Below are 2,184 nucleotides of genomic sequence, written 5' to 3' on the forward strand. Positions count from 1 at the left end.
ATGGCTTGGATAAGAGGCTGAATGAAGGCAGGAGCCTTGCAGGCAAAAGCGAGTCGTGTCCAGCGCATCGTGCGGACCCGGAGGGCCGCGTCAGCGAAAAGTGGACCCGGTTTCCGCCCGAACGATGCGCCAGCCAAGAGGAGGATCCATCCGATGCTCTAGTTGTCTGGATGCGAGACCTCCTTGGCATGAGCGATGACCTGGAGGGCTGGCGGCAACGCGTCTGCATCGGGTGGCTTGTAGCGGCGGTTGGCGAGCTTCGGCTCGGCAGCCAGGCGGCTTCGCACAACCTCATCCGGGGATCGCCCCTTGAGCACGCGTTGACGTCTTCTGTTATAGGCCTGATTGAAGCCCTTGAGCAGCGTCTCGAGGTCCCGATGGCTGTAGATGGTGATGCCCAGCACCTCGCGCTGCACCCGCCCGTTGAAGCGCTCCACGAGACCATTGGTCTGCGGCGTGTAGGGCTTGGTCCTGCGGTGCTCCAGCTTCAGCTGGCGGCAGGCGTCCTCGAAAGCATCCGCCGTGAAGCAGGATCCTCGATCCGTCAGGACGTGCGTGACCTTGAAGGGGAAGGCGCGCACCGCCTCTTTCAGGAAGGCGACCGCGCTGGTGGCCAGCTCATCGTCCTTGACGGCCAGGTGCACCCAGCGCGAGCAGCGGTCGATGGCCACATACAAATAGCGTTTGCGGCGCTCCCCGTCGGCGGTCTGCAGCTTGGGCAGGTGCTTGATGTCGATGTGCACGAAGCCGAGATCATAGTCCTTGAACGTGCCGCTCCGGCGCTGGCGCTGCTGCGCCGGGGGCAATCGTCCCAGACCCTCGGCCTTGAGGATGCGGTAGACGGCATCGCGGTTGAGATGCGGCAGGAAATGCGTGACGATGAAGGTCAGATCGTCGAGCGGAAAGCCGGTGGCCTGGCGCAGGACGCAGACGATGGCGCGCTCCTCGTCCGTGGCTTTCCAGGGCAGCTTGTGCGGCCGGCTGGAATGGTCCTGGCAGTCCTGGGCTCCGCGCTTGCGCCACTTGCGGATGGTCTCGGTGCTCACGCTGAAGCGCTGGGCCAGCACGCCGGTGGGCTCTCTCGAGCGGGCGATCTCCTGGCGGACAGCGGGGGTGGTGCGGGCTTGCGGATGAAGGGAGTGCATCACGTCCTCCTGCGGTGAGAAGCTCGGCGTCGCAGGCCGTCAAAGCGCCAAGTGTACTCCTCAATGGCGTAACGCACCCGATCCCAACAACGTTCCGCCACCAAACAACTAGAGCGCGTTGACATTCATTTGGTCCAGATGAACGCGCTGACGAGGCAAAGGATTGACATAAACGCCCGTGGGGTCTGTTCGTAGCGCGTGGCGATGCGTCTGAAGTGCTTGATTTTCAGGAAGAAGCGCTCGACGAGGTTGCGCTCGCAGTAGAGGGCGTAGTCGCAGGGGACTTGCGGCGATGTTGTTCTGGGCGGGATGACCGGCACGGCATCCTGGCCTTCGATGGCCTCCCGCAAGGGCTTGGCATCGTAGCCCTTGTCCCCCAAGACATGGTCGGCGGGAAGATCAGCGATCAAGGCTTCGGCCTGAGTGATATCGCTCACCTGTCCCGGCGTCAGGATGAAGCGGAGCGGATTGCCCAAAGCATCAACGACGGCATGGATCTTGGTCGTCAGCCCGCCGCGTGAGCGTCCGATCGCACGAGCCTCACACCCCCCTTTTTGCCCGCCGCATGCTGGTGCGCCCGGACAATGGTTGAGTCGATCATGACGTATTCGAAGTCGGGCTCATCCGCCATGGTGGCAAAAAGCCGATCCCAGACGCCGCTCTTGGACCAGCGCGAGAAGCGAACAAAGGCGCTGTTCCAGTTGCCGAAGAGTTCCGGCAGATCTCGCCAGGGCGCCCCAGTTCGGGCCAGCCAGAGCACCGCTTCCACGAACAGCCGGCTATCGACCGCTGTTCGGCCGGGATCCATGCGTTTGCCCGGCAAATGCGGCTCCATCCGATCCCACTGGTGATCTTTCAACATCAGACGAACTCCGCTCACCCAAGCCTCCGCGCCCAAAAGGAGCTTGAATCAGATTTGCGAGTCCGTCGAAAGCCTGAATGTCAACGCGCTCTAGGAGTGGATGCCGTTACGTTTAGATAACCATTACAAAATAACAATGGCAGTTTCGCCGCTTTTACTTCTGAAGCAGAGTTGTAT

General features: G+C 62.0%; 2 protein-coding genes. Both read right to left on the bottom strand.

Going from position 1 to position 2,184, the window contains the following annotated elements; translation table 11 throughout:
- Positions 1-158: 158 nt before the first annotated feature.
- Positions 159-1,145, bottom strand: coding sequence for an IS481 family transposase (locus tag C7G61_RS42545; protein ID WP_108523392.1), 987 nt, complete (start codon positions 1,143-1,145; stop codon positions 159-161).
- A gap of 125 nt (positions 1,146-1,270) precedes the next feature.
- A protein-coding gene (locus C7G61_RS42550; RefSeq protein ID WP_244608784.1) for an IS5 family transposase occupies positions 1,271-2,007 on the bottom strand; the annotation gives its coding sequence in 2 pieces (ribosomal slippage) (positions 1,271-1,701 and positions 1,701-2,007; 738 coding nt in all).
- Positions 2,008-2,184: the final 177 nt, after the last annotated feature.

Origin of the sequence: Bradyrhizobium algeriense, assembly GCF_003062295.1 — a bacterium.
Taxonomy (GTDB): Bacteria; Pseudomonadota; Alphaproteobacteria; order Rhizobiales; family Xanthobacteraceae; genus Bradyrhizobium; species Bradyrhizobium algeriense.

What these genes read in the sequence shown, in the direction of transcription:
- C7G61_RS42545 (WP_108523392.1), bottom strand. Translation starts at nt 1,145, where the DNA reads ATGCACTCCCTTCATCCGCAAGCCCGCACCACCCCCGCTGTCCGCCAG.